Source organism: Sphingopyxis sp. (assembly GCF_036402335.1).
In the GTDB taxonomy this organism is placed as follows: domain Bacteria; phylum Pseudomonadota; class Alphaproteobacteria; order Sphingomonadales; family Sphingomonadaceae; genus Sphingopyxis.
In genome coordinates, this window is record NZ_DASWTD010000646.1 from 1 (window position 1) to 5,579 (window position 5,579).

5 protein-coding genes are annotated in these 5,579 nt (G+C 63.0%); 1 reads left to right on the plus strand and 4 read right to left on the minus strand.

Annotated elements, in window-relative coordinates:
* The 3 genes from VGD20_RS20720 to VGD20_RS20730 form a co-directional block, all read right to left on the minus strand.
* Positions 1 to 864, minus strand: an 864-nt coding sequence (locus VGD20_RS20720; protein WP_331136261.1) for a transaminase, incomplete at its 3' end; no start/stop codon positions are given.
* A 23-nt stretch (positions 865 to 887) separates the two neighbouring features.
* Positions 888 to 2,168 carry an FAD-binding oxidoreductase gene (locus VGD20_RS20725; protein ID WP_331136262.1) on the minus strand — a complete coding sequence of 427 codons (1,281 nt, stop codon included), beginning with the start codon at positions 2,166 to 2,168 and terminating at the stop codon, positions 888 to 890.
* A gap of 13 nt (positions 2,169 to 2,181) precedes the next feature.
* Positions 2,182 to 3,528, minus strand: coding sequence for a glutamine synthetase family protein (locus VGD20_RS20730; protein ID WP_331136263.1), 1,347 nt, complete (start codon positions 3,526 to 3,528; stop codon positions 2,182 to 2,184).
* Between the two features lie 224 nt (positions 3,529 to 3,752).
* Between VGD20_RS20730 and VGD20_RS20735 the strand changes: the two genes are divergently transcribed.
* Entirely contained in the window at positions 3,753 to 5,069 is a 1,317-nt protein-coding gene (locus VGD20_RS20735) for an aspartate aminotransferase family protein (RefSeq protein WP_331136264.1), read from the plus strand.
* Between the two features lie 33 nt (positions 5,070 to 5,102).
* On the opposite strand, the gene VGD20_RS20740 is transcribed toward VGD20_RS20735, so the two are convergent.
* Positions 5,103 to 5,579: hypothetical protein (locus VGD20_RS20740; protein ID WP_331136265.1), on the minus strand; the 477-nt coding region annotated here is incomplete at its 5' end.

Below are 5,579 nucleotides of genomic sequence, written 5' to 3' on the forward strand. Positions count from 1 at the left end.
GGCGACCGCAGCCGAAAAGCCGTATACCGCGCACGGAACCCCGCCGCCGATCGACTTGCCGACGACCATCAGGTCGGGCTTCGGTCCGCAGGTGACGCCATGGCCGCCGTAGCCCGACGAGATGGTGTGCGTTTCGTCGAAGACGAGCAGCGTGCCGGTCTCGTCGCAGAGCCTGCGCAGCATTGCCAGAAAGCCTGGCGCATCGCGCACCATCCCGACATTGGTCATCACCGGTTCGGCGAGCACGCAGGCGATGTCGCCGCGATTCAGTGCGTCCGCGAGGGCTTCCTCGTCGTTAAACTCGATCACGGTGGTTGTGTCGCGCAGGTCGTGGACTTGCCCGATCAGGCTCGCGCGCATGACCGGGTCGCCGCCTTTCAGGTCGACAAAGGCGTCATCGACCGCACCATGATAGGCACCGTTGAAGGTCAGGATCTTCGGCCGCCCGCTGATTCCGCGGCACCAGCGGATGATGGCGCGGTTGGCCTCGCTGGCGGTCGTCGTGACCTGCCATTGCGGCAGGCCGAACATGGCCGCCAACCGTTCCGACAGGGCGGCGCCGCGTGTCGTCGGGAGCATGTAGCTCAGCCCTTCACCGGCCTGTTTCGCGAGCGCGGCGGCGAGGGCGGGGGGCGAATGGCCGAACAGGCTGGCCGTGTCGCCGAGGCAGAAGTCGTCATAGACCTGTCCATCGATGCTGGTCAGCGTCGCGTCTTTCGCCGAGGTAGCGATGATCGGCACCGGGCTCGGCCAGTCGCGCATCCAGTGGAAGGGGACCGACTGGAACCAGCCTTTTGCCGCGGCGTGATGCACGAAAGTGCGCGAATTGGCGGTGTGAAAGCGTTCGGCTTCACGATCTGCCACGCGCGCGATATTGGCGGGCGTTATCACCCGAGTTTGTCCTTCATCGCATAATAAAGCAGTCCGAGCGTGGCGAGCGGCCGGCGCAGCCATTTGCCGCCGGGGAAGGGCTTCGACGGCAGGTTCGCGAGGACGTCGAAACGTTCGGCGGTCCCGGCCATCGCCTCGGCGATCAATTCGCCGGCGAGCGTCGTCACCAGCGCACCGTGGCCCGAGAAGCCATGGGCGTAAAAGACATTCCCGCGCCGCCCGATATGCGGCAGCCGGTTCATCGTCACCGCGACTGCGCCGCCCCAGCCATAGTCGATCTTCGCATCGGCGATCTGCGGAAAGACTTGTGCCATGAAGGGGCGGACGAAGGCTGCGATATCGCGCGGCGGTGTTTGCGAATAACGCTCGCCGCCGCCGAAGATCAGGCGCTTGTCGGCCGAAAGCCGGAAGTAGTTGAGCACGAAGCGGCTATCGGCGACGGCGGCATCGCTGGGGAGCAGGGTATCGGCATTCGCGAGCGGCGCGGTCGCGATATTATAGTTCATGATCGGTACGGTGTAGCGCCCGAGACGCGGCTCGCCATCGCGCATCCAGATCTCGCTCATCCAACTATCGGCCGCCAGAATGACATGGCTTGCCCGAATGGCCCCGCCCAAAGCGGAAACGACGGGTTGGACCCCATCTTCGACACCGAATGCCCGGCAGTCCTCCAATATGTTCACGCCGGCGGCGAGCGCCGCTTTGCCGAGACCGATGGCATAGTTGATCGGGTGAAAATGCCCGCCCTGCAGGTCGTAAATCCCGCCGTGATAGAGTTTGCTGCCAATATGCGCTCCCATACCCGGCTTGGCGACGACATCGCTTTGGTAACCGAAGCGTGCCGACAAATATTCGGCCTCGCGCCGCATCGCGTCGAAATCGGCGGATGTCCAGGCCGCTTCGAGGTGGCCCGCCTTCAGGTCGCAATCGATATTATGTTTTTGAATGCGGGCTTTCACGCGGTTCTGGCGCCAGCATAGCTCGAACAGCGCATCGGCGCGCTCCGGACCGAAGTCCTTTTCCAGTTCCGACGCGGTCCAGCGAAGGCCGGGAATGAGTTGGCCGCCGTTACGGCCCGAGGCGCCGAAAGCGATCTTCTCCTTTTCCAGCAGGATCACCGAAAAGCCGCGTTCGGCGCACGCAAGCGCAGCAGCCAAGCCGGTGAAGCCGCCGCCGATGACAACGACGTCGCAGTAGCGATCGCCGTCCAGCCGCGGCTGCGGGGGCCAGCGATGTGCGCTCCCCCCATAATAGCTGTAGGTCAGCGGTTCCGACATGATGCAGCGCCGGTCAGACCCGCATCAACAGATGTTCGCGTTCCCAGCTCGAAACCACCGACTGATAGTTGAAGAGCTCATGGTCCTTCACCGCGAAGAAGATTTCGAAGAAATCGTCGCCGAGCAGGTTGCGGACCTTTTTGCACGAAGCAAAGCGATCGAGCGCAGCCTCCAGTGTGCGCGGCAGCGTGCGTGCACGGTTGTAGGCGCTGCCGGTGATCGGCTTGGCAGGCACCATGCGATCGACCATGCCGATATAACCGCAGATCAGCGACGCCGCGATCGCGAGATAGGGGTTGCTGTCGGCACCGGGCAGGCGATTCTCGACGCGGCGGTTGTTCTTGTCCGAAATCGGCACGCGGAACCCGCACGAGCGGTTATCCTCACCCCACTGGACGTTGATCGGTGCCGCGCTGTCGGGACGCATGCGGCGGAAACTGTTCACATTGGGCGCCCATAGCGGCGAGATTTGCGGCATGTAGCGCACCAGCCCGGCGATATAGCTGCGGAACATCGCGCTATCGCGGCCATTGGCGGTGGAGAACAGGTTCTTGCCATTCGCCGCGTCGACCACCGATTGGTGGATATGCATCGCGCTGCCTGGCTGGCCCGCCATCGGATTGGCCATGAAGGTCGCGTAAACATTGTGCTGCTTCGCGACGTTGCGCACGACGCGCTTGAACAGGAAAACTTCATCGGCGAGCCGCAAAGGATCGCCGTGCTCGAAATTGACCTCGAGCTGCGCGGCGCCCATTTCGTGGATCATCGTGTCGATATCGAGCCCCATCAGCTCGCAATCGTCATAGATATGATCGATGATATCCTCATATTCGTTCATCGCCTCCAGCCCATAGGGCTGGCTCGCGGTTTCGCTGCGCCCCGACTGGCCGACGGGCGGGGTCAGCGGGAAATCGGGATCGGCATTTTGCGACACGAGGTAGAATTCGACCTCGGGCGCGATGATCGGTTTCCAGCCCTTTTCCTCGTACAGGCCGAGCACTTTCTTGAGGATCGTCCGCGGTGCGATATCGACTTCGGTCCCGTCGCCGTTGAACGCGTCGGCGATCACGAAGGCGGTGGGCGAGGTAAAGCCCGGCGCGACGCAGATCGTGTCGGGATCGGCGATCAGATATTTGTCGGGATCCTTGTCCCAGATATCGTCGATATCCTCGGGGTAATGGCCGTCGATCGTGCAGATGAAGACACTGCCCGGGATACGCAGCGACTTGTCCTTTACCGATGACAGGAACTTCTTCGCCGGCAGCACCTTGCCGCGCTGGACCCCGTTGATGTCGGGGACGATACATTCGACTTCGTCGATTTTATGGTCGCTGATCCATTGTTCCAGATTGACTGACATGAGCCCCCGATTGGGCCGAGGAGTCGGCCCGTTGTGGAGCGGGCAGCGTATCGCAAGCTTTGGGGGAGCGCCAGAGGGGGCCGCTATCCGGCCATTTCCGGCATGATTATATGCCGGATCCTTTGCTTGTGCGAAACCGGTAATGCTTCATCTTCATCAGTGCGGACTTGCCCTGTCGGCAAGAATGGCGATGATGCCGAAACGCCCGGAAGGAGATGGTGGCAATGAGAGGCGACAACGACCAGCTGGCCTCCTTCTGGATGCCCTTCACCGCCAATCGATCGTACAAGGCACAGCCGCGCCAGCTCGTGTCCGCGAGCGGTATGTATTATCAGTCGAGCGATGGGCGGCAGATCCTCGACGGCACCTCGGGCCTCTGGTGCAGCAACGCGGGCCATTGCCGCCCCGAGATTACCGAAGCGATCGCCAACGCGGCGGCGACGCTCGATTTTGCGCCGACCTTTCAGCTCGGACACCCGCTGCCGTTCGAACTCGCGCAGCGGCTTGCCGCCCTGATGCCCGACGGGCTCGACCGGATATTCTTCACCAACAGCGGCTCCGAATCGGTTGATACGGCACTGAAAATTGCGCTCAATATCCAGCGCGCGAAGGGGCAGGGGACGCGCACCCGGCTGATCGGGCGCGAGCGCGGCTATCATGGCACCGGCTTCGGCGGGATCAGCGTCGGCGGGCTCGTCAACAACCGCCGCGCCTTCGGTGGCGGACTGCCCGGCGTCGATCATCTCCGCCATACGCATGACATCGAACGCAATGCTTTCACGCGCGGCTTTCCGCAGCATGGTGCCGAATTGGCCGACGATCTTCAGCGGCTTGTCGACCTCCACGGCGCCGATACGATCGCGGCGGTGATCGTCGAACCAATGGCAGGCTCGACCGGCGTGCTCGTGCCGCCGGCGGGCTACCTCCAGCGCCTGCGCGAGATTTGCGACAGGCACGGCATCATCCTGATTTTCGACGAGGTGATCACGGCGTTCGGCCGCGTCGGTGGCGCGACAGCTGCGGGGCAATGGGGCGTGACGCCCGATATCATCACCATGGCAAAGGGGCTCACGAACGCCGCCGTCCCGATGGGGGCGGTCGCGGTGAAGCGTGAACTGCACGACGCGGTCATCGACAGTGTGCCCGGTGGAATCGAGCTGTTCCACGGCTACACCTATTCGGGGCATCCGCTCGCGAGTGCCGCGGGCCTCGCGACACTCGATCTCTATGCCCGCGACGGGCTGTTCGATCGCGCGACCGAACTCGGCGGCTATTGGGAGGATGCGGCGCACAGCCTGAAAGGCGCGCACCATGTCATCGATATTCGCACAGTCGGGCTTGTTGCGGGCATCGAACTCGAGCCGCGCGGCGGAGCACCGACGGCCCGCGCGATGGAATTGTTCCATGCCTGCTTCGATAACGGCCTGCTCGTTCGGGCGACGGGCGACATCATTGCGTTGTCACCGCCCCTGATTGTCGAGCGCGCGCAGATCGACGATATGTTCGGGAAAATCGGGGAATTGCTGGGCCGGATCGACTAACGGTAAAGCCGGTCAGTCGGCCGGTAAAGCCGGTCAGTCGGCGGCGGCGCTGGCTTCGGCCCTTGCGGCCGCGGCGGCGGTTTGCCGCGCGCGCGTCGCTTCGGTCTGGATCAGGCGCTCGGCCATTGTCCGCCACGCCTGTTCGGCGCGCAGGTTGCGGTCACGCACCTGCGACAGCGTGCTTTCCGCCGCGTCGGCCGCGCATTTGTCTGCCTGGATCAGGTAGAAATCGCTGGTGTTCGACATGGCAGAAAATCCTTCATTTAGGGTTGGGTCGACATGAATCAGTCGACCATCTGGGCAATCAGCCGGCGCAGTTCGCGCCGCGACAATGTTGGTGATCGCCGTATTGGCTTGTCGGCCCGCGCATCGATTGCGGAATAGGGCCGAAGAAGGGAGGGAAATGCATTCAATTTGAAGTTCATAATATCCTGTGGTTTTGTTCTGTTTTTCGGTGGACGGGAAATCCAGCGACCGGCCGGATACGAAAATCCGCACCCGGCCGGCCGC

Excerpts from the sequence above, each read along its gene's own strand:
- VGD20_RS20735 (WP_331136264.1), top strand. The coding sequence starts at position 3,753 with ATGAGAGGCGACAACGACCAGCTGGCCTCCTTCTGGATGCCCTTCACC.
- VGD20_RS20725 (WP_331136262.1), bottom strand. The coding sequence starts at position 2,168 with ATGTCGGAACCGCTGACCTACAGCTATTATGGGGGGAGCGCACATCGC.
- VGD20_RS20730 (WP_331136263.1), bottom strand. The coding sequence starts at position 3,528 with ATGTCAGTCAATCTGGAACAATGGATCAGCGACCATAAAATCGACGAA.